The 19,954-nt window shown below is 65.4% G+C and carries 17 protein-coding genes; 7 read left to right on the forward strand and 10 right to left on the reverse strand.

Annotated features, from left to right (window positions below; genetic code table 11):
* Position 1: 1 nt before the first annotated feature.
* The 7 genes from secA to mtrA form a co-directional block, all read right to left on the reverse strand.
* Positions 2 to 2,743: a preprotein translocase subunit SecA gene (gene secA, locus ACX80O_RS00625; protein ID WP_459332164.1), complete on the reverse strand. Its 2,742-nt coding sequence runs from the start codon at positions 2,741 to 2,743 to the stop codon at positions 2 to 4.
* Positions 2,744 to 2,839: 96 nt separating this feature from the next.
* Entirely contained in the window at positions 2,840 to 4,051 is a 1,212-nt protein-coding gene (locus tag ACX80O_RS00630) for a winged helix-turn-helix domain-containing protein (RefSeq protein ID WP_459332165.1), read from the reverse strand.
* Between the two features lie 35 nt (positions 4,052 to 4,086).
* Positions 4,087 to 4,815, reverse strand: a complete 729-nt coding sequence (gene hpf, locus ACX80O_RS00635; RefSeq protein WP_459305542.1) for a ribosome hibernation-promoting factor, HPF/YfiA family — start codon at positions 4,813 to 4,815, stop codon at positions 4,087 to 4,089.
* Between the two features lie 159 nt (positions 4,816 to 4,974).
* Positions 4,975 to 5,856: a ComF family protein gene (locus ACX80O_RS00640; RefSeq protein WP_459305540.1), complete on the reverse strand. Its 882-nt coding sequence runs from the start codon at positions 5,854 to 5,856 to the stop codon at positions 4,975 to 4,977.
* Between the two features lie 111 nt (positions 5,857 to 5,967).
* A complete protein-coding gene (locus tag ACX80O_RS00645; RefSeq protein ID WP_459332166.1) occupies positions 5,968 to 7,689 on the reverse strand; it encodes an LpqB family beta-propeller domain-containing protein in 1,722 nt (573 codons plus the stop codon).
* Positions 7,679 to 9,313 (reverse strand): MtrAB system histidine kinase MtrB, encoded by a 1,635-nt coding sequence (gene mtrB / locus ACX80O_RS00650; RefSeq protein ID WP_459332167.1) that lies wholly within the window; start codon positions 9,311 to 9,313, stop codon positions 7,679 to 7,681. Before mtrB ends, ACX80O_RS00645 begins: the two co-directional genes overlap by 11 nt.
* 76 nt (positions 9,314 to 9,389) lie before the next feature.
* Positions 9,390 to 10,067, reverse strand: coding sequence for an MtrAB system response regulator MtrA (gene mtrA, locus ACX80O_RS00655; protein WP_171584106.1), 678 nt, complete (start codon positions 10,065 to 10,067; stop codon positions 9,390 to 9,392).
* 150 nt (positions 10,068 to 10,217) lie between these two features.
* On the opposite strand from mtrA, the gene ACX80O_RS00660 reads away from it, so the two are divergent.
* Genes ACX80O_RS00660 through ACX80O_RS00690 form a run of 7 tightly spaced genes read left to right on the forward strand, consistent with a single transcriptional unit; the run spans position 10,218 to position 17,367 of the window.
* Complete coding sequence (locus tag ACX80O_RS00660) at positions 10,218 to 11,465, forward strand: DUF7847 domain-containing protein (protein WP_459332168.1); 1,248 nt, start codon at positions 10,218 to 10,220, stop codon at positions 11,463 to 11,465.
* A gap of 19 nt (positions 11,466 to 11,484) precedes the next feature.
* Positions 11,485 to 12,171, forward strand: a complete 687-nt coding sequence (locus ACX80O_RS00665; RefSeq protein ID WP_459305533.1) for a DUF4129 domain-containing protein — start codon at positions 11,485 to 11,487, stop codon at positions 12,169 to 12,171.
* Positions 12,171 to 13,400: a DUF4350 domain-containing protein gene (locus ACX80O_RS00670; RefSeq protein ID WP_459332169.1), complete on the forward strand. Its 1,230-nt coding sequence runs from the start codon at positions 12,171 to 12,173 to the stop codon at positions 13,398 to 13,400. The genes ACX80O_RS00665 and ACX80O_RS00670 overlap by 1 nt, the downstream gene beginning before the upstream one ends.
* Positions 13,397 to 14,392, forward strand: a complete 996-nt coding sequence (locus ACX80O_RS00675) for an AAA family ATPase (RefSeq protein WP_459305529.1) — start codon at positions 13,397 to 13,399, stop codon at positions 14,390 to 14,392. Before ACX80O_RS00670 ends, ACX80O_RS00675 begins: the two co-directional genes overlap by 4 nt.
* 11 nt (positions 14,393 to 14,403) lie before the next feature.
* Positions 14,404 to 15,696 (forward strand): DUF58 domain-containing protein, encoded by a 1,293-nt coding sequence (locus tag ACX80O_RS00680; RefSeq protein WP_459332170.1) that lies wholly within the window; start codon positions 14,404 to 14,406, stop codon positions 15,694 to 15,696.
* Positions 15,696 to 16,694, forward strand: coding sequence for a phosphotransferase (locus ACX80O_RS00685; protein ID WP_459332171.1), 999 nt, complete (start codon positions 15,696 to 15,698; stop codon positions 16,692 to 16,694). Before ACX80O_RS00680 ends, ACX80O_RS00685 begins: the two co-directional genes overlap by 1 nt.
* Before the next feature lies 1 nt (position 16,695).
* Positions 16,696 to 17,367 carry a DUF4166 domain-containing protein gene (locus ACX80O_RS00690; RefSeq protein WP_459332172.1) on the forward strand — a complete coding sequence of 224 codons (672 nt, stop codon included), beginning with the start codon at positions 16,696 to 16,698 and terminating at the stop codon, positions 17,365 to 17,367.
* On the opposite strand, the gene ACX80O_RS00695 is transcribed toward ACX80O_RS00690, so the two are convergent.
* The 3 genes from ACX80O_RS00695 to mnmA are packed head-to-tail and all read right to left on the reverse strand — an operon-like array spanning position 17,364 to position 19,946.
* The gene (locus ACX80O_RS00695) at positions 17,364 to 18,389 is read right to left on the reverse strand and encodes a uroporphyrinogen decarboxylase/cobalamine-independent methonine synthase family protein (protein ID WP_459332173.1); all 1,026 of its coding nucleotides are present in this window, start codon (positions 18,387 to 18,389) and stop codon (positions 17,364 to 17,366) included. The genes ACX80O_RS00690 and ACX80O_RS00695 overlap by 4 nt on opposite strands.
* The gene (locus tag ACX80O_RS00700) at positions 18,379 to 18,753 is read right to left on the reverse strand and encodes a chorismate mutase (RefSeq protein WP_459305522.1); all 375 of its coding nucleotides are present in this window, start codon (positions 18,751 to 18,753) and stop codon (positions 18,379 to 18,381) included. Before ACX80O_RS00700 ends, ACX80O_RS00695 begins: the two co-directional genes overlap by 11 nt.
* Before the next feature lie 53 nt (positions 18,754 to 18,806).
* A complete protein-coding gene (gene mnmA / locus ACX80O_RS00705; protein ID WP_459305520.1) occupies positions 18,807 to 19,946 on the reverse strand; it encodes a tRNA 2-thiouridine(34) synthase MnmA in 1,140 nt (379 codons plus the stop codon).
* Positions 19,947 to 19,954: the final 8 nt, after the last annotated feature.

Here is a 19,954-nt window from a genome sequence, read left to right on the forward strand (position 1 = left end):
ACTACTTCTTCTTGCGTTTGGCGGCGGCCCGGGCTTCTGCCCGGCTGCTTCCGTGCGCCTCGGCCGTCCTGGCTGCGGCGGAGCTGCGCTCCACCCGCGTCTCGACCTCGCCCTGGGCATTGGGAGACGAGAAGTTCAGGGTGGCTGGCTTCTCCGGAGCGTCTAGTCCTGCCGCCTTGATGGTGGGGCGCTGCACTAACCCACGCCCATCGACCACCCCTGGAAGTCCGGTAGGTGCCGGGGCCGCCACCTCAACCTCAAGGTTGAACAGGAAACCCACGCTCTCTTCCCTGATCGCCTCCATCATCGCCTGAAAGAGGATAAATCCTTCGCGCTGGTATTCGACCAGCGGGTCTCGCTGGGCCATGGCCCGAAGCCCGATGCCTTCCTTGAGATAGTCCATCTCGTACAGGTGTTCCTGCCACTTGCGGCCAATGACCGAGAGGACGACCCGGCGCTCGAGCTCCCGCATGGTCTGCTCACCGAGGGTCTTCTCGCGGGTCTGATAGGCGAGCTTTGCATCGGAAAGAATCTCGGAGTGCAGGAATTCCCTGGTGACCTTCGATGGACCCCCGGCTTCCTCAAGGACCTCCTCGACGGTCAGGCTAATCGGATACAGCGTCCGGAGGTTGGTCCACAGCTGCTCGTAGTCCCAGTCGTCGCCATGCCCTTGCGCGGTGGCTTCATCAACCATCGCTGTCACCACATCTTCGAGGAAGAAGCTGACCTTTTCATGCAGATCGCCGCCCTCAAGGATGCGGCGTCGATCGCCGTAGATCGCCTCGCGCTGGCGGTTCAGGACGTCGTCGTACTTCAGAACATTTTTGCGCTGCTCCGCGTTCCGGCCCTCTACCTGGCCCTGGGCGCTCTCGATCGCCTTGGACACGAGCTTCGATTCCAGTGCGACGTCGTCGGGCATGGTCGACGAGTTCATGATCCGTTCCGCTGCTCCCGAGTTGAAGAGCCGCATCAAATCGTCGGTCAGGGACAGATAGAAACGTGATCGGCCGGGGTCGCCCTGCCGTCCGGAACGGCCGCGGAGCTGATTATCAATCCGGCGCGACTCGTGCCGTTCGGTCCCGAGGACGTACAGTCCCCCGAGTTCCCTGACCTCGTTGTGCTCGGATTCCACCGAACTCCGGGCGGCGCTCAGGGCATCGGCCCACTGACTCTCGTACTCGTCGGGGTTGTCAGCCGGGCTCAGGCCCCGCTTCTCCAACTCAACGATGGCATTGAACTCGGCGTTGCCACCAAGCATGATGTCGGTGCCGCGACCCGCCATGTTGGTGGCAACCGTGACGGCACCCTTGCGCCCGGCCTGGGCAACGATGGCCGCCTCACGCGAGTGATTCTTGGCGTTAAGTACCTCGTGGCGGATACCAGCCTTGGCCAGTTGCTTAGAGAGATACTCGCTTTTCTCCACGCTGGTGGTACCCACCAGAACCGGCTGGCCGGTTTCGTGACGGTCAACGATGTCCTTCACGACGGCGTCAAACTTGGCAATCTCGTTCTTGTAGATCAGGTCGGACAGGTCGGCACGCACCATGGGCCGGTTCGTGGGGATCGGAACCACGCCGAGCTTGTACGTGGCCATGAACTCTGCGGCCTCGGTCTCGGCGGTACCTGTCATACCCGAGAGCGTGTCGTAGAGCCTGAAGTAGTTCTGCAGGGTGACAGTGGCGAGGGTCTGGTTCTCGGCTTTGATCTCGACCGCTTCTTTTGCCTCGATGGCCTGGTGCATGCCTTCGTTGTAGCGGCGACCGGCCAGGATGCGACCCGTGTGTTCATCGACAATCATGACCTCACCGTTGAGGACCACATAGTCCTTGTCCTTCTTGAACAGTTCCTTGGCCTTGATCGCGTTGTTCAGGAATCCGATCAGCGGGGTGTTGGCTGATTCGTAAAGGTTCTGGATGCCGAGGTAGTCTTCGACCTTCTCGATGCCGTCCTCGAGCACTCCGACCGTGCGCTTCTTCTCGTCGACCTCATAGTCGACGTCGACGGTGAGCTTCTTGACCACCCTGGAAAACTCGGTGTACCACCGGTTGACGTCCCCGGAGGCCTGTCCGGAAATGATCAGCGGGGTGCGCGCCTCATCGATAAGGATGGAGTCCACCTCATCGACAATCGCGAAGTTGTGGCCGCGCTGCACCAATTCGGCTGCGCTCCACGCCATGTTGTCGCGCAGGTAGTCGAACCCGAACTCGTTGTTCGTGCCGTAGGTGACATCGGCGTTGTACTGCTCTCGCCGGACCGCGGGGTCCTGCTTGGAGAGGATGCAACCACAGGTCATTCCCAGAAACCGGAAAACCCGTCCCATCAGTTCGGATTGATACTCGGCCAGGTAATCATTGGTGGTGACGATGTGGACGCCCTTGCCGGACAGGGCATTGAGGAACGCTGGGGCAACGGCTACCAGGGTCTTGCCCTCGCCGGTCTTCATTTCGGCGATGTTGCCGAGGTGCAGGGCAGCGCCACCCATCAGCTGCACGTCGAACTGCCTCAGCTTCAGGGTGCGGCTTGACGCCTCCCTGACGGCGGCGAACGCCTCAGGCAGCAGATCATCAAGAGTGTCCCCGTCAGCGAAACGCTGCTTCAGCTTGTCGGCCTCGCCCCGGAGGTCGTCGTCGCTCATCTCGCGAAACTCGTCTTCGAGGACGTTGATGGCGTCAGCGTAGTTTCGGAGTTTCTTGAGTGTCTTCTTATCGCCGGTGCGGAGGACTCGTTCAAGAAGTGATGGCACTGGTATTTGCTCCCAATCTAAGGTGCGCCGAAATCTGGCGTGTTCAGTCTACGGGAGAGACGTCTTGTCCTGTCTAACCAGCGGCGTTAGCCCCCACTATTGGAGGGAAACTGCCAGCTTCAGGGCCGCAGCCAGATCACCGTATTCTTCGACAACCACAGCGTCGAGGTCCAGCCAGGACGCCATCAGCCGCAACTCGGCCGCCAGCTCGACTGCGGTATCGGCTGGTGCGTCAGGCTCACTGTGGCTGCCGCGCACCAGCAACCTACCGGCGGCGCGATCCGCTTTGAGGTCAACCCGGGCGGCCATCGTGTCGCGCAACAGGAACGGCAGCACGTAATAGCCGTAGCGCCGCTTCGCGGCCGGGGTGTAAATCTCGATCCGATAGTCGAACCCGAACAATTCCGACAGCCTGCGGCGCTCGAAGATCATCGAGTCGAAGGGGCTAAGCAACGCCCTTCCCCCAGCCTTCCGGGGTAGCACCGAGGCCACGTGGCGGAAGGCGGGCCGGTTCCACCCCGTAATGGTGACGGGCTCAAGGGCGCCGCTGGCGACCAGCACCTCGATCGCCTTCGACGTCGGTTTGAGGGACAGGCGGAAATAGTCGGCAAAACACCTGACGGTCCCCACGCCCAGCGCGCGGGCCGACAACTCGGTCAAATGCAGTCGTGCCTCGTCGGGATCCACGTTCATTGATACGGCCGAGGAGTCAGGCAGCACACGCTCAGTCAGCGCGTACCGCCGCTCGAACGACACAGTGCGCTCCGCCGCCGACACCTGTCCCCGTTCGAACATGTCTTCAAGGACGCGTTTGACCGAGTTCCAATTCCAGCCCCAATGGTCTCTGTTCCGGGCTTCCGTGTGACCCACCCGGAGCTGCAGTTGGGGTGCGGTCAGTGGACGGCTAACGGCCAGCACCGCACGGATCCGGGCGCGAAGTGACTCCCTGAGGTCAACGGGTACCGCACTGGCGCCGACCCATCGCCGCTCCTGCAACGGGAGCAGGTAGGGGAACAGGTCCGGTCTGATGAAGCTGGCTTCATGGGCCCAGTACTCGACCATCCGGCGCGGCGGGGTGCTGGCAAGGCGGTCGAGGAGGCCCCGGTCATAGGGTCCTAACCTGGCGAACAACGGAAGATAATGGCTGCGGGCCAGCACGTTGACCGAATCGATCTGTAGCAAGTGAAGGCGATTGAAGGTAAGGCCCAACTGCCGCGCCGTGGCGGGGCCGGTGGGCCTTACCCGAGCCAATCCCTGGGCCTCAAGCGCAATACGCCGGGCCTGGGACAGGGTAAGGACGGTGGTCATCCTTCGACCCTACTGGGGTGCATCCCCAGAACGGGCTACATCGAGGCTGCAGCCTCCCGAGCCCGGTAGGCGAGAAGTTCCTCGCGCGGGTCTTCGGTTCCCTCGGCGCACCGGGCGTCGAGGGTGATGACGCCGTAGGTCCACCCTTGTCGGCGGTAGGCAACCGAGGGAGCGCCGGTTGCCGAATCGACGAAGAGGTAGAAGTCGTGTCCCACCAGTTCCATGTTGTCGACCGCGTCCTCGAGGGCCATCGGTGTGCCGGAGAAGACCTTCCGGCGGATCAGCACTGGCGAGTCGCCCGCTGGAATGTCATTTTCAATCTCATAATTGTCGACGACGCTGCCGCTGGGCTCAGGTGGTGCCTCGGTGGATTGCACTTCGAGGTACAACGGGGCGGTAGTGCTGGCGGGTTCAAGATCAGCTGTGGCTTCGCGGACGGCCGTAGGGGTGTGGCGTCCGTGGTGGACCTTCCGCCGGTCTCTGGCACGGCGGAGTCTCTCAAGAAGCTTGCTATAGGCAAGGTCGAAGGCTGCAAATTTGTCAGCCGCTGACGCTTCAGCCCGGATCACAGGCCCCTTGGCCAGAACAGTGAGTTCGACGGTGAGTGAGCTGTCCGCATTGCGCGCGCTCGGCTCCTTGGTGACTTTCGCTTCTAGCCGCTGCACCTTGTCGCCAAGCTGCTCAATCTTGTCGATTTTTTCCTCGGCGTACTCCCGAAATCGGTCCGAAACTGACAGATTTCGACCACTGATCAAAAACTCCATGGTGTCCTCCAAAATCGCTTAGGTGACACAACAGCGGCCGGGGAGTCGTGCATCCAGCCGCTGTCGACGGATATCCAAGTTCGTCGAGATACCCATACCTCACGTTAGTTCACCCGCCCCTGATATTCATCCTCCAGTGGTTGTTTTTTTCCGCGAGTTTCATTCGGTGCGCGACGGCGGCTCGGTCGCGGCGACCACCGCCGCCCCTGCCACGTGCGCTCCATGGAGCCGCAGGACCCGGGTCACCTCGGCGATCGTGGCCCCGGTGGTCAGCACATCGTCAACGACCAGGCAGACCGCCCCCGGGATTGGGTCCCGCCGGCTCCGCACGGTCATGGTGAACCGGACGTTGGCGCGTCGCTGGGCAAGCCCCAAACCCTTCTGAAGCTGCGGACGACGACGGTGGCCAGCCAGGGCCAGAGCCGCCGACCGGGCGACACCCCGGTACCCCACTAACCGGGCGGGACGGGATCCAGCGGGCAGTTCACCGCGCCGTGCCAGTCCGTCGAGAAGCAGTCCAAGCGGATCGTAGCCGCGCCTGCGCATTGACGATGCCTTGGCCGGCACCGGCACCAGGAGGATCTGGGTAGCTGCGCCGCGCTCCCGTAACTCCGCGACGGCCGTGTGCAGGGCGCCTGCAAGTGCCGTCTGCAGTGGCCGACCCACAGCTGTTCGGTGGTGGTTTTTGTAGGCCAGGAGCAATCGTGCAAGCGACGACCGGTAGTGGCCCGCCGCTGTCACCGGCAGCGGGTCACCGAATCCGGATGCCGGCGCCGTGACCCCGGGCATCAGGGCCTGAGGTAATGCCGGGGCACCCCCTTCAGCACCGAAGGGTTGGACGGTGGCCTTCCGGATTTCCCTCAGGCACCCGGGACACAGCGGTGCCGCAGAGGCCCCGCACACGGCGCAGTCGGCGGGGAACACGAGGGACCAGAAGTCGCGGACGGCGTCGGCGGCTCGCTGCACCGTCGGCCGCAGCCGGGCAGTGTCGAGGTAGTCGGTGACGCCAGCCCACGGCGAAGGGGTTCGGGAACCGTGCATGGCCCGACTCTGCCAGTTCGCCGCGCGGGTACGCGGGCATTCCTGGCGTATGTGGACAACGTCAGCCAGCCGGCTACGGCCAGCCAGCACTCCTGGGCGCCGGGGTGCCGATCAGCCGGGGAACGCCGGATCCTGGACGCCCTCAACCGGCTCGTCCGACCAGGTGTCCCCGACCCTGTTCCTGACCCCCTCGGGCGTCGCGGCGAAGATGGCAGTGGGGCCGGTGCCCGCACTGAGGTGGGTAATGCCGGCGAGCGGCGACAACGCCTCGGCCGTCCCATCGAGGCCGAGAAACTCAGCGGTAACCTCGCCCTCCGCGGAAGTCGCAGCAACAATGACCGTGTCCTCGTTTACCCACTTGGCTGTGGTCACCGGGCCGCCCGCGAAAAGCTCCCGGGGGGTGCCCAGACTCTGTGGCGCTCGGTCATTGTTGCGCACTATACCGGCGAGCAGCACTCGACTGACGCCGTCCTGTTCGGTCACCACCAGCACCCTGGAGCCGTCCCTCGACACTCGCAGTTCCAGCACTTCGGCCTCGGACAGCCACGGGGCGGTCACCGACACGGCATTGTCCTGGGTGCCACCGGGCGGAATGGCAGACACAGTGGAGTCCTGCCCGTCGGAAGGAGTGCTGGCCGTCCAGACCCAATTGTTCGGATCGAAGCTCGGTGCAGTCAGATTCCTGCCAGTCACCGCGAGCAAGATTTCCTGATCTGGCCCGGTGGTGTACAGCCGGGTGCGGTTCCCATTGAGGAAAGCGAAGTCCGATTCGTTCAGGGACATCGCGGGGGCCTGGGGGTCCAGGGCTGCTACCGACGGTACACCGTCGATCGGGACGGTTTGGTCGGTTTGGTAGAGGAACAACTCGTTCCCGGACACCACAATCTGCTCGTTGCCCACGGGCGGGTCACCCACCGGGACGATGAGGTTTGGATGGGGCACTTCGTCACCGAGAAAGACTGGTTGCCCCACCGTCATCTGCACCGAATTGACGGTGTTCAGTCCTGCCAGGTTGACTCGCAACTGCTGCTGCATCTGCTGGCGGATCAGGTCGCTGGTGTCCTGAAGAATGTCAGCTGACAGGTCGACTGTTGCAGTGCCGTTGACGATCGGTACGGACTCGACGCCGAGGGTGGTGCCTTCAGGGAACGCGCTGGTCACCGATCCTTGCAGGTAGGGCGCTGGGCCCTCGAGCATCGCCTCGACGATGTTCGCGGCGATAGCGGCCCGGTTGACGAACCACCTGACGTCCGGTACCCAGTGCTCGAAGGAGCTGCTGTAGAAGTACAGGCTGTAGGTTTCCAGCAACAGGTCCGCCTCGGTCGAGGAGATCATGATGCCGTCAGGAATCGCGGTAATACGCCACTGGCCGTCAGCGTTTTGCACCAGCTCCGCGGTGAGAGTCTCAGTGGTCGTGGCTTCGGCACCTGTCCGGATGCCTTCGGCGTTGATTGTCCCCTCAACCTCAAGCTGAATCTGAAACACTCCCTCAGTGGGAGTTGTCGAGATCTGCGGATCCGAGGTGTAGATGATGATGCGCTCTTCGGGCTGCCACTCCCTCGCGAATTCCTCGGTAAGATAGTCGCGGGCAATTTCGTAGTCCCCCTCGGCCCCCGTCCCGGCCGTGACAAAGGATCGCAGTAGCGACTCCGGCTCTGCGTCCTGGCGGGGTCCCAGCGGATTGAAGATCAGCGGATCAGAGGTGCCGGATCCGACGGTAACGACACCGACCGGTCCCGAGACGGGAATCGACGAACATCCGCTGATAACGAGCAGCAACGGCAAGAGGAGGAACACCAGGGATTGACCCGGTGATCGGCGCTTAACGGGCATCGTGGGGTTCCTTGACCATCGTGTTCGACTGTGCCGACTCAGGGGACGCCGCGACCGCCGGTCGCTCGGGTAGCCCGCCCTTGCGTGGTGGCAGGGGCAGCGGCGACACCTTGAGCACCGACTCGCTCACCTTCGGCAGGGTCAGACGGAAGCAGGCACCTTTGCCGGGAGACCCCCAGGCCTGCAGCCAGGCGCCGTGCAGGCGGGCATCCTCGGTGGCGATCGACAGGCCCAGTCCGCTGCCACCGGTGGTGCGCGCCCGGGCTGGGTCCGCTCGCCAGAACCGGTCGAAAACCCGTGACGCCTCGAGCGGCGTCATACCGATGCCGTAGTCCCGGACGGCGACGGCTACGGCGTCCGGGTTGGAAGCGATATAGATGGTGACCGGCTTCCCTTCACCGTGCTCGAGGGCGTTCACCACCAGATTCCTCAGGATCCTGTCGATCCGGCGGGGATCCCCCTCGACCAGGCATTCAGTCTCGCGTGAAACGATTGACAGCTCGGAACCGCACGCGTCCGCGAGTGGTTGAGCGCCGTCAATGACGTGCCGGACCACCTGGAAAATGTCGACCGACTCGGAATCGAGCACCGCCGCACCAGCGTCGAACCGCGAGATTTCCAGCAGATCAGCGAGGAGCGCCTGGAACCGCTCCACCTGGTTGTAAAGGATCTCCGCTGAGCGACGATTGATGGGATCAAAGTTGGCCCGGGCGTCATGAAGCACTTCGGCTGCCATTCGAACGGTGGTCAGCGGGGTACGAAGCTCATGGGAAACATCTGATACGAAGCGCTGCTGCATCTGCGACAGCCGGGCAAGCTGAGTGATCTGGTCCTGAAGATTCTCGGCCATGTGATTGAAGGACGCGCCCAATCGGGCCACCTCGTCCTCACCCTTAACATCCATCCGTTCCTCCAACTGACCGGATGCCAGCTTCTCGGAAACCACCGCCGCGTGGCTGACCGGCCCCACCACACTGCGGGTCACGAACCACGCGATAGCCCCAACGATCAGCAGCAGCAGGGTGCCGGCGATCCAGATCACCCCGTGGATGTAATCCAGAGTCGATTGCATCGACGACAGGTCATAAATCAGGTAGAGCGCGTACTCGGTCTGGGCTGGCGGCAGCGTCACCTTGGTGCCGAACGCCAGTCCGGGCACCAACTCGCCTGACTCGACGAACGAGGTGGCCGACCAATACTGGTCGTCTCCGGACCGCACGGCGTCAACCATCGCTGGCGGGATTGCGCTTGATTCTTGCAGGCCGTCACTGCCGAACGGAGCCATGTAGATCTCGGTGCTCTGGCCTGGCACAAACGCCAAAATGAAGCGGCGGGGGGCATCGGCGCCCCCACCCTCAAGGCTGGGCAAGGTGTCCCGGACCAGCAGCGCGGTCGAATCACGGTCGGTCGTCGACGCGCTGCTGAAGATCGCCCCCACTTCAGTCAGCCCGTTGCTGGACTCAGCCTTGAACTGTTCGAAGCGTTCCTCGTAGAGACCACTGGCGATCTGATTGGAGAGGAACGCGCCCACGGCAGCGAAGGCTAGGGCGGTGAGTAGCAGGGTGGAGACCACTGTCCGGAATTGCAGCGAACGGCGCCACTGCCGGGCCGTACGCGACAGCATCGTCCGGATCCAGGACCGGACTTGCGACGTCAGGTCGCTGAGCCTGCCCCGAACCCGAGCTGAAGCGCGCTCCAACCTACCCCTGTCCTGCCTTGTATCCGACGCCGCGGACCGTCAGCACAATCTCTGGCGCCTCGGGATCCCGCTCAATTTTCGACCTCAACCTCTGCACATGCACGTTAACGAGCCGGGTGTCGGCTGCGTGCCGGTACCCCCACACCTGTTCGAGCAACAGTTCCCGGGTGAAGACCTGCCACGGTTTGCGTGCCAGAGCCACCAGCAGGTCGAACTCCAGCGGGGTCAGCGAAATACGGTCGCCGGCACGGACTACTGAATGCCCTGCCACGTCGATGGTGACTTCGCCAATTCGCAGGGTCTCGGGCGCCTTCTGGTCGCCCGGGCGGAGCCGTGCCCTGACCCGGGCCACCAGTTCTGCCGGTTTGAACGGCTTGGGCACGTAGTCGTCGGCCCCGGACTCGAGCCCCCGCACAATGTCGGAGGTATCGGATTTTGCCGTCAACATCACGATGGGAAGATCGGACTCGTTGCGGATCTGCCGACACACTTCGATACCGTCGATACCGGGGAGCATCAGATCGAGCAACACCAGATCGGGTTTGGAGCTCCTGAAGATTTCCAGTGCCTGGGAACCGTCTGCACAGAACACGGGATCGAATCCGTCGTTGCGCAGTACGATGCCGATCATCTCGGCCAGTGCTTCGTCGTCGTCTACGACCAGAATGCGTGCCTTCATATCTCCATAGTCTCCCATTGCTGCCGCAATGTTGTACTGCGGCCCGGGCTCCGCGCGCCCTACCACAAACGAGTTCCCCGAAAACCCTCCCGGTAACTATAGTTCTAGGAGATGGGATCACGAGACGATCGAAAGTTACCGGGGGACAGGATGAGCAACAATCCGCACGACGGTGAACCAGCCGATCGGTCGCGGGACGGCGCACCCGGCCCACACACCCAGCCACCCAGCCAGAATGCCCAATGGGGCCAGCCGGCACAGTGGGGACAGCAGCCTCCCCCGGCCCCCCAATGGGGAGCCCAGCCTGGCTGGCAGGGTGTCCCGCACGGGCAGTTCCGCGGCTACCAGGCGCCACCCAAGCCGGGCATCATTCCGCTGCGACCCCTGGGTCTTGGCGAGATACTCGACGGCGCGTTCCAGGCTTGCCGGAAAAACCCGCTGGCAACATTTGGCACGGCAATCCTGTTCCAGGTGCTGATTTCAGTGCTGATCCTGCTCCTGACCGTCGGACTGGTCGGCTCGCTCGCCCAGCTTGACCCGAACAACCCTTCGTTGGATCAAATCACTGGACTCGCCGCATCGGCAATTTCCGTCGGCACAGCGATTATGGTGCTCAGTAGCGTAGGAGTCCTTGTCCTCCAAGGGGTGCTGGTCATCCCGATTGCCCGCGCTGTGCTGAACGAGCGCACCGGTTTTGTGCAACTGTGGAAGCTGGCCGCCCGGCGGATCCTGCCCCTGCTTGGGCTGGGGTTCCTCCTCCTGCTCATGATCGTCGCCGGCCTCGCCATCCTCGTGGTAGTCGCTGGGCTACTCGCCGCGGTGCTCGGCCAGGACGCGATCTGGATCATCGTGCTCGGGTTCCTTGCCTCGCTGGCTCTGATCATCTGGCTCAGCATCAAGTTCGTGCTCGCTCCGGCGGTGCTCATGCTCGAGAGCGCCGGACCGCTCACGTCCCTGCGCCGGTCGTGGACACTTACCACCTGCAACTGGTGGCGGACCTTCGGAATCCTCATTCTGACCAGCATCATCGTGTCGATCATCACCTCGGTGATTTCCACCCCGTTGAGCTTGCTCGCCACCCAGTTCGTGTCCTTCAGCGACTCCCCCGCTGCGCTGGGGGAAGAGCTGATGGCCTCACTTCCCATCCTTCTGGTCGCCCAGCTGATCACCGCGGTCTTCGGCGCCATCGGCTACGCGTTCCAGGCCGGAGTGACCGCCCTGTTGTATGTTGACCTACGGATTCGGCGCGAGGGATTCGACGTCGTCCTGCTCCGCGAACACGAGGAAGCACACGCCGGTCGGTTCACTCCCATCCCGGGCCAGTCAGCCAACCCCGGCGGACAGCAGTTTGGGCACCGCCCCGGCGGTCCACCAGCCCCGCCCGTCCACGGCGCCTGAGCCTGATGCGGCCGCAGCCATGCTGATCCGAGCGATTCCCACCACCGTGCCGTTCGTCAGTCACAGCGCTGTGGTGCCCGACGACGACGAAGCACATCGATGGCTCGTCGACGAACTGGCCGAGGGGCGGTACCAGGAAGCCGGACCCAACTTTCTGGAGCGCATCGCCACGGCCATCCTCGAATGGCTGGGGTCCATCTTCGCCGGGCTCCGGCCTCTGGAGGCCGGTCCCGGCACCCTCGTGCTGGTCCTTGGTGCGGCGGTAGTGGTTGCGGCGGCGGTGTGGCTGATCAAACCCCGCCTCAATGCCAGCCGGACCGTACCGGCGGCGGGAGTGTTCACTGGTACAACCGTGCTCACCGCTGGCGAGCACCGGCAACTCGCTACCGCTGCCGCAGGATCCCAGGAGTGGGACGTTGCTCTCACCGAACGGCTGCGGGCGGTCATCCGGTCCGCCGAGGAGCGGGGAATCATCGACCGCCAGCCTGGCCGTACGGCCGCAGAGACCGGGGTCCAGCTTAGGGCGGCCTTCGGCCCGACGGGCGATGGGACGGCGTGGCTGGCCGACAGGTTCAACGAGGTGCACTATGGCAACCGGTCCACAGACGGCTCCGACTACCTACGGGCCACCGCCATCGACGATGTGCTATCTGGTGCCCGCCCGGCTGCGCACCCGTCGCCACCGGATCTGGTGGCACCCCGCTGATGGCTTCCCAGAATGCCCCAAACATCAGCGCCCAGAATGCCGGCACCGAAGACAGCGGCACCGAAGTGACCGGCGACGGCGGAAGCGCGGGGCAGACGGCCGCGACCCGCCTGCGCCGCACCGGGCCCTGGCTGGCCCTCGGGATCCTGCTGATCGCAGTGGTGCTGGTGGGGTTCCTGGGCCGGTCGGGGCAGGACGGCGGCGTGCTCTCCCCGGTCAACCCCGCGCCAGCGGGAGCCATGGCCCTCGCCGAGGTCCTTGGGGAGCGGGGCGTGGAGGTGATCCGGGCGGAATCCCTTGAGGCCGCCACGGCAGCAACATCGGGAGGCGCCACCCTGCTGCTGCACGACCCCGATTCCTGGCTCGACGCCGATCAGCTGGAATCCCTGGACGGGCTGGCTGACCGGCTGGTACTGATCGAGCCGAACAGCCTCGTGCTGGGCGCGCTGGCACCGGAGATCCGGCAGGCGGGGCTGATTCCCGACGCGGAGGACCTACCGTTACCGGCTGCCTGCGGGGTTGCCGATGCTGTCGCCGCCGGCAGTATCACCGCCGGGGGCTTCGCCTACCGGGCAGACGCCAACTGCTTCCCGCCTGCCACCGCGCTGGGAAGTCCGCCGTCGGGCTCCTATGCTACGACCGCCGACCAGACCGTCGTCGCGCTGGGCAACGGAAGCATCCTCAGCAACGAGACCATCGATCGGGACGGTAACGCCGCCCTTGCCCTCCGCACCCTCGGCATCAGCCCGGTCGTGGTCTGGTATCAGCCGACCGCGGCCGACCTTGCCATCAGCGACTCGCCCGTCGACCCGCTCACTCTGCTTCCCGACTGGGTGAACCCGGTCATGCTGTGGCTCCTGGGCACCGCGTTGCTGGCAGTGCTGTGGCGGGGACGGCGGCTGGGTGCCCTGGTGGCGGAGCCGCTCCCCGTGCTGGTACGCGCCGCGGAGACGGCAGAAGGGCGGGCCCGGCTGTATCAGGATTCGTCGTCAGTTGACCGGGCCGCCGCGAATCTTCGCGCCGCCACGCTCCTCCGGCTCGCCTCCCGGCTTCGCCTGCCAGCCACCAGTTCAGTGCCGGCGGTGGTGGACGCCGCGGCGCGGCACACCACCCGGCCGGCCGCTGACCTGGACAAACTCCTGCGCACCGACGCGCCCACTTCCGACGCCCACCTCGTGCGGTGGAGCCAAGACCTTGCCGCCCTAGAGAAAGAGATCGACGCGAGATGAGCCACCAGTTTCCGACTCACCAAGACTCACCGGTATCAGCCGCTGGCCCGGAACGCCAGGCCCTCCTGAACGTTCGTTCGGAGGTGGCCAAGGTGATTGTGGGTCAGGATGCGGCAGTGACCGGGATGCTGATCGCCTTGCTAGCGAACGGGCATGTCCTGCTGGAGGGTGTCCCCGGGGTGGCGAAAACGTTGCTGGTACGCACCCTCTCCGCCGCCCTGAACCTGGACACCAAGCGGGTCCAGTTCACCCCGGATCTGATGCCGGGCGATGTCACAGGATCTCTCATCTATGAGGCACAGAGCTCGGAGTTCACCTTCAGGGAGGGCCCGGTGTTCACCAATATCCTCCTGGCTGACGAGATCAACCGGACACCGCCCAAAACCCAGGCGTCCCTGCTGGAGGCGATGGAGGAACGGCAGGTGTCGGTCGACGGAGTCTCTCGTGCCCTTCCCGACCCGTTCATTGTCGCTGCCACCCAGAACCCCGTTGAATATGAGGGGACCTATCCCCTGCCGGAGGCCCAACTGGACCGTTTCCTCCTCAAACTCACCCTCTCGGTGCCGGACCGCGACGACGAAATCGAGGTAATCCGCCGGCACAGCACCGGCTTCGACCCACGAAACCTCGCTGCCGCGGGAGTCCGCCCGGTGGCTTCGGCACAGGACCTGGCCGACGCCCGCCGCTCGGTGGCGTCGGTGGCGATCGCCCCCGAGGTGATCGCCTACATTGTCGACGTGGTGCGGGCCACCCGGACCGCGCCGTCTTTCCAGCTGGGTGTTTCCCCGCGCGGCGCCACCGCGCTGCTGAACACCGCCCGGGCGTGGGCCTGGCTTTCCGGGCGCACCTTCGTGACGCCCGATGATGTGAAGGCCCTCACCCTCCCGGCGTTACGCCACCGGGTGTCGATGCGGCCCGAAGCCGAGATGGACGGCGTCGACGTGGATGACGTTCTGCTGGGCATCCTCGCCACCGTCCCCGTCCCCCGCTAGGGCCGTCCTGGATGACCATCACCGGACGGTTCGTGCTTGCGGCGTTGCTCGGAACACTGCCCGTGGCGCTGTATCCCGGCGCGGTCTCAATTATGATCTGGGCTGCCGCCCTCGTGGCCGCCGCCGGGCTGGACCTCGCGCTTGCCGCTTCTCCGCGCAGGGCCGGTTTGAGCCGGACCCTGCCCGACAGCGTCCGGCTCACCGAAACCTGCACCAGCACCCTGACGGTCCGGAACTACTCACGACGCCGGCTGCGGGCCGACGTGCGCGAAGCGTGGCAGCCGTCGGCAGGCGCCATCGACGCGGTCCAGCACGTCTCGGTTCCCGCGGGGGAATCCCGGCAGCTCGTGATCACGCTGCTCCCCGAGCGGCGTGGGCACCTGCGCGTTGAGCACGTGACGCTCCGCAGTTTCGGCCCGCTCGGGCTTGCGGCACGGCAGCTCAGCGTCCCGGCGCCGGGCCTGCTCCGGGTGCTCCCCCCGTTCCATTCCAAGCGACACCTGCCTTCCAAACTTCGCCGGTTGCGCGAGCTCGACGGTCGGGCTGCTGTGCAGATCCGCGGCGCTGGCACCGAGTTCGACTCACTCCGCGACTATGTCCGGGGCGACGACGTGCGCTCCATCGACTGGCGCGCCACAGCCCGCCGCCGGGACACTGTGGTGCGCACCTGGCGTCCCGAACGTGACCGGCGGGTTGTCATCGTGATGGACACCTCACGTACCTCGGCCGCCCGGATCGATGACGAACCCCGGCTGGACACCAGCATGGAAGCGGCCCTGCTGCTCGCCGTCCTGGCGCAACGCGGCGGCGATCGCGTGGATTTCCTGGCCTTCGACCGTCGCCCCCGCGCCCGGGTCGACTCTGCGGCAAAGGGAAACCTGCTCAATTCCCTTGTCAGGGCCATGGCTCCGCTGGACGCCGAACTGATTGAAGCCGACTGGTCGCGGGTGCCCGGCCAGGTGCGTTCCATCTCGTCCCACCGGTCGCTGGTCGTGTTGCTGACGTCGCTCGATTCCGGATCGGTGGAGGAGGGCCTGCTGCCGGTTCTTGCCGGGCTGACCTCTCAGCATGTGGTGGTGGTAGCCTCGGTCAGCGATCCGCGACTGGAGGAGATGCGCGGCGAGCGCCGGTCGGCGGCCGATGTGTACCGGGCGGCGGCGGCCGAACGGGCGCTGCTTGACCGGGCGGCGGTCACAGCACAGCTCCGCCAGCTCGGCGCCGAAGTGGTCGATGCAGCCCCGCATGAGCTCCCGCCGCTGCTTGCTGACATGTATATCCGGCTCAAAGCGGCGGGACGACTCTGATGCTGCCGGTAACACTGGTGGATTACACGCAGACGGCGCGCCGCCTGCCCTGGACGGCACTGCCCACGGCGGTCTGCCAGCACTTCGCGTCGGTGCTCGACGCTTCGGTGGAGTCCGCCGCGGCGGCCGGCGGCGGATTCACCAACGGTTTCGCAGCGGTCCTCTCCGGCGCGGGCCGGACCTTGTTCGCGAAGGCCGCACCCTCGACCGACAGCCACATCTTCGCTGCCTATGTGCGGGAGGCGGAGGTCCTGACGAACCTCCCCACCGGTCTTCCAATCCCGCTGCTGCGCTCCGCAGACCGGCTCACCGTTGAGGGAATCGACTGGCAGTTGCTGAGTTTTAAAGCGGTCAACGGGTACATGCCGGGCCGGCCATGGACAGCCGCTGACCTTGGCGCGGTCCACCACTCGCTGCTCGTGGTGCAATCGGCACTGCGGCACCTTCCTGCCGGCCTGTCCGGCGGGTCAATGGTCGACGAGTTCTTCGGGGACCGGCCAGCCACCGATGTCTTCGGGCAGTTCGCCCGGAACGGCGGGGCTCCCCCCTACCTACCCCGGCTCACCACGGCACAGCTGGGAGACCTACAGGAGGTGGCTTCGCACGGCAGGGAAGCCCTCACCGGTGACTCAGTCCTGCACAACGACCTCCGCGCCGACAACATCATCATTAGCGCCGCCGGCCGGAAACCAGCACGGGCCCTCTTCTGCGACTGGAACTTTCTGTCAACCGGCCCTGCCTGGGCAGACTGGGTGGCGCTGCTGGTGTATCCGCACCACGCGGGGATCGACGTCGACCGCTGGCTGGCGGAGTCGCCGCTGAGCGCTGGAGCCGCCCCCGACCACATCGATGCCTGGCTGGCAACACTCGCCGCCTACATGATCACCAGCGCAGCGCAACCGGAGCTGGCCACCAGTCCCCTACTGCGCACCCACCAAAGATTTACCGCCCGAATCCTGATCGACTGGCTCAGTGAACGACGAAAGTGGGACCTCTAACATGCAGTCCATTTACCAGCGCGCCCTGGGCGCCGACTTCGACCGGCTGCAACCCGAACTCCAGGACTATTTCGGCCTGCACGCTGGCGCAGGCCAGGCCGGCGTGGGCAGCGGCACCTTCGAGGTGGCGGGCTGCCCTGCCTGGTTTGTCCGCCCGTTCTTCAGGCTGGCCGCCGCAGAAAACTCATTCTTCCCCGAGTACGGAACGGACATCCGCTTCCACATTGTCAATTACCCGCACACCGACCCATTCGGCCGGTCGTCGCTGACCGCCCGCCGGGTGCTGCACTTTCCGGGAGTTGACCGTCTTTTCGAGGACACCACCTCGGAAGAGCAAGGGGAACTCCTCGACTACGTGGGGGCGCACCGGATGACACTGACGGACCTCACCTGCTCGGTCACCCCCGGGGGCCGAATGCGCATGGTGTCGACCCGGACCCGCGTCTTCGCCGGCCCGCTGCGCCTGCCGGTCCCTGACATCGTCGGCGCCCAGGCCTACATGGAGCAGTGGTGGGATGACGACGCCGGCCGGTTCCGGATCCAGACCAAGGTAATCCACCGGCAACTGGGCACACTGCTGGTGTACGCCGGAGCGTTTGACTACCATCTGGTCGACTTCGACGGCGTCCTACCCCCCGGGGCTATACCCCTCCGGTGGGAGCGGCGCAGCTAGGCCCCAGCCACCTCCTGGTTCAGCGCGTCGGCCGCCTGGGTCAGGCGGCGCAGGACGTGAGCGGCAGCGGTCGGTGAGACGCCGTCCAGTCCGGCGTCGGGGGTCAGCCGCAGTTGAGCCAACCGGCTCAGGGGCAGACCCAGCATGCGCCACGGCGTCAGCACGGCACCGGCCAGGGCCGACACCCCGGGAACGGCGGCCGGCCTCGGCACAATTCCCGCCCAGAGTTCGCCACCCGCTTCAAGATGCGCGGCCAGCTGTTCCCATTGCGCCATGGACAGCCCCGCCACCGGCAGTGCAGCGGCGGTCACTGTGCTGGTAGCCAGCACGTCCAGGGGTGCGCGGTCGGCGGGAAAGGACACCGCGACGGTCCCCGCCCCGACACCGCGGACGGCGTTGGCTACAGCATCCCAGGCGTCGGCGGTTTCCTGATCGGGCACCGCACGCAGGGTCCGGTAGCCACTCGCGGTGGGTACGCCACCCGCCAGGATGTCGGCAATCTCGGGCTCGTCCAACTGGACCTGCACCAGGGCGCCCGGCGCCACCGAGCCGATCCTGGTGATGAGGTCGGCTGCCCCGGCCGCCAGGGAATCCCTGATCTCACGGCGGGCGCCCACATCGAGCAGCGCACGTTCCCCGCTGTGCAGGTGCAGGTTTGCTGCGAGGGACAGCGGTCCCCGAAAGTGAATCTTCAACGCCGGGGATGGCCCGGATTCAGCGCCAATCAGGTCCCCGAGGACGTTGAGGTCAGTCGAAAGCGCCGACACCGCCCTGCGGTGGTCCTTACCTGCCCGGTCGACCAGACGCCAGCCGTGCGGCTGCAGATCCACCGGCAGCTCCACCAGGATGGCGGCGGTGCGCCCCACGGCGTCGCTCCCCACCCCGCGGTGCGGCAGGGACACCAGATGGGGCAGGTGAGGGTCACCGAGTTCGCCGCGCACCACCCTCGCCGATTCCAGCGGGTCGGTTCCCGGCCAGTCGCCGAGAGCCGTTGCGGTGACCTGTGCGGAGCTAGGCTCCACTGCTGTCCTCGGTTGGCCGCCGGTTCTCGGAGAGCGCCTGATGGTGGCGGATCACCTCGGAGATGATGAAGTTGAGGAACTTCTCGGCGAAGGCCGGGTCAAGGTTCGCTTCCTCGGCCAGCGCACGCAGCCTGGTGATCTGGGCTGACTCACGGTCAGGGTCACCGGCCGGCAACTGGTGCTCAGCCTTCAGTATTCCCACCCGCTGCGTCGCCTTGAATCGCTCCGCCAGAAGGTAGACGAGTGTCGCGTCGATATTGTCGATACTGCTCCGCACCGATAACAGTTCAGCCATCACCTCGGGCTGTACCTGCCCAGCGAGCGAGCTCGCCGCCGGGTTGTAGCCGCTGCTCGATTCAGTCATGCACCCAGTCAAACATCAGGTACAGACCGCCGACTAATCCAGCGTCGACATAATTAGGTGGCAGGCTGAAGTTCAGGGCGTTCCAGTGAACGTGCCGAGTCAAGGGTCGCCTGTCCGAGCACCCGGGTTCCCTGATACAGCACCACCGTCTGGCCTGGTGCGACGCCGCGCATCGGTTCGGTCAGCCGGACCACGAGTTCCGCCTGCCCGTCGCCGTCGTCCTCCAGCCAGGCCACAGCGTCCACCGGATCACCGTGGGCGCGTACCTGCGCCATGCAGTCGAACTGCATGCCGTTCACGACGGCGTCGATCGGCAGCCCCGCCCAGGACACTTTGATGCCGCGGAGTTGGTCCACCGCCAGCATCCGTTCCGGCCCGACGACCACTGTGTTCTCTTTCGGCCGGATCTCCAGGACGAAGCGGGGCTTGCCGTCGTCGGCGGGGGTGCCCAGCTTCAGGCCGCGACGCTGTCCCACGGTGAAGGCGTTGGCGCCCGGATGCGTTCCAACCTGCTCACCGTCGGTGTCGACAATCGCCCCCTCGGTCATGTCGATGCGCTCGGCCAGCCAGCCCCGGGTGTCGCCGTCGGGAATGAAGCAGATGTCATGGCTGTCGGGCTTGTTCGCCACCGACAGGCCCCGGCGTTCCGCTTCGGCACGGACCTCCGCCTTTGACGGGGTCTCCGCCAGCGGGAACAGTGAGTGCTTCAACTGTTCGTGGGTGAGGACGCCGAGCACGTAGGACTGGTCCTTCGCCCAATCCGCTGCGCGATGCAGCTCACGGTTACCGTCACCGTCCTCAATGACCTTCGCGTAGTGGCCGGTGCACACGGCGTCGAAGCCCAGCGCGAGGGCCTTCTCCAGCAGCGCGGCGAACTTGATCCGTTCGTTGCACCGCATGCAGGGGTTGGGGGTGCGGCCGGCGGCGTACTCGGCGATGAAATCGTCCACCACGTCCTCCTTGAACCGCTCGGAGAAATCCCACACGTAGTAGGGGATACCCAGAATATCGCAGGCACGCCAGGCGTCCCGCGAATCCTCGATGGTACAACAGCCCCTGCTGCCGGTGCGCAACGTCCCGGGCATGCGGGACAGCGCGAGATGAACGCCGACGACGTCGTGCCCCGCCTCGACGGCGCGGGCTGCGGCGACGGCGGAGTCCACCCCGCCGCTCATTGCTGCGAGTACCTTCATGAGTGTTC

The sequence above is a fragment of the Arthrobacter glycogeni genome, from assembly GCF_054511155.1.

Excerpts from the sequence above, each read along its gene's own strand:
- ACX80O_RS00630 (WP_459332165.1), bottom strand. The coding sequence starts at position 4,051 with ATGACCACCGTCCTTACCCTGTCCCAGGCCCGGCGTATTGCGCTTGAG.
- hpf (WP_459305542.1), bottom strand. The coding sequence starts at position 4,815 with ATGGAGTTTTTGATCAGTGGTCGAAATCTGTCAGTTTCGGACCGATTT.
- ACX80O_RS00640 (WP_459305540.1), bottom strand. The coding sequence starts at position 5,856 with ATGCACGGTTCCCGAACCCCTTCGCCGTGGGCTGGCGTCACCGACTAC.
- ACX80O_RS00645 (WP_459332166.1), bottom strand. The coding sequence starts at position 7,689 with ATGCCCGTTAAGCGCCGATCACCGGGTCAATCCCTGGTGTTCCTCCTC.
- mtrB (WP_459332167.1), bottom strand. The coding sequence starts at position 9,313 with ATGCTGTCGCGTACGGCCCGGCAGTGGCGCCGTTCGCTGCAATTCCGG.
- mtrA (WP_171584106.1), bottom strand. The coding sequence starts at position 10,067 with ATGAAGGCACGCATTCTGGTCGTAGACGACGACGAAGCACTGGCCGAG.
- ACX80O_RS00660 (WP_459332168.1), top strand. The coding sequence starts at position 10,218 with ATGAGCAACAATCCGCACGACGGTGAACCAGCCGATCGGTCGCGGGAC.
- ACX80O_RS00665 (WP_459305533.1), top strand. The coding sequence starts at position 11,485 with ATGCTGATCCGAGCGATTCCCACCACCGTGCCGTTCGTCAGTCACAGC.
- ACX80O_RS00670 (WP_459332169.1), top strand. The coding sequence starts at position 12,171 with ATGGCTTCCCAGAATGCCCCAAACATCAGCGCCCAGAATGCCGGCACC.
- ACX80O_RS00675 (WP_459305529.1), top strand. The coding sequence starts at position 13,397 with ATGAGCCACCAGTTTCCGACTCACCAAGACTCACCGGTATCAGCCGCT.
- ACX80O_RS00680 (WP_459332170.1), top strand. The coding sequence starts at position 14,404 with ATGACCATCACCGGACGGTTCGTGCTTGCGGCGTTGCTCGGAACACTG.
- ACX80O_RS00685 (WP_459332171.1), top strand. The coding sequence starts at position 15,696 with ATGCTGCCGGTAACACTGGTGGATTACACGCAGACGGCGCGCCGCCTG.
- ACX80O_RS00690 (WP_459332172.1), top strand. The coding sequence starts at position 16,696 with ATGCAGTCCATTTACCAGCGCGCCCTGGGCGCCGACTTCGACCGGCTG.
- ACX80O_RS00700 (WP_459305522.1), bottom strand. The coding sequence starts at position 18,753 with ATGACTGAATCGAGCAGCGGCTACAACCCGGCGGCGAGCTCGCTCGCT.
- mnmA (WP_459305520.1), bottom strand. The coding sequence starts at position 19,946 with ATGAAGGTACTCGCAGCAATGAGCGGCGGGGTGGACTCCGCCGTCGCC.